Origin of the sequence: Pseudoalteromonas sp. 0802, assembly GCF_013350085.1 — a bacterium.
Lineage (GTDB): Bacteria > Pseudomonadota > Gammaproteobacteria > Enterobacterales > Alteromonadaceae > Pseudoalteromonas.
On the sequence record NZ_JABVXE010000126.1, the window covers coordinates 1 to 217 of the forward strand.

The following is a 217-nucleotide window of genomic DNA, read 5'->3' on the forward strand; positions in this document are numbered from 1 at the left end:
GGTCGTTAGCTCAGTTGGGAGAGCATCGCCCTTACAAGGCGAGGGTCACTGGTTCAAGTCCAGTACGACCCACCATTTACTTTCTCTTTATAAAGAAAGTTTTGGTGGTCCTTCCATTAAGAAAATATGCTGTATGTAATATGGGTCGTTAGCTCAGTTGGGAGAGCATCGCCCTTACAAGGCGAGGGTCACTGGTTCAAGTCCAGTACGACCCACC

1 tRNA gene is annotated in these 217 nt (G+C 48.4%); it reads left to right on the forward strand.

Annotated elements, in window-relative coordinates:
* Positions 1 to 142 precede the first annotated feature (142 nt).
* Positions 143 to 215, forward strand: a tRNA-Val gene (locus HUS61_RS21460).
* Positions 216 to 217 lie beyond the last annotated feature (2 nt).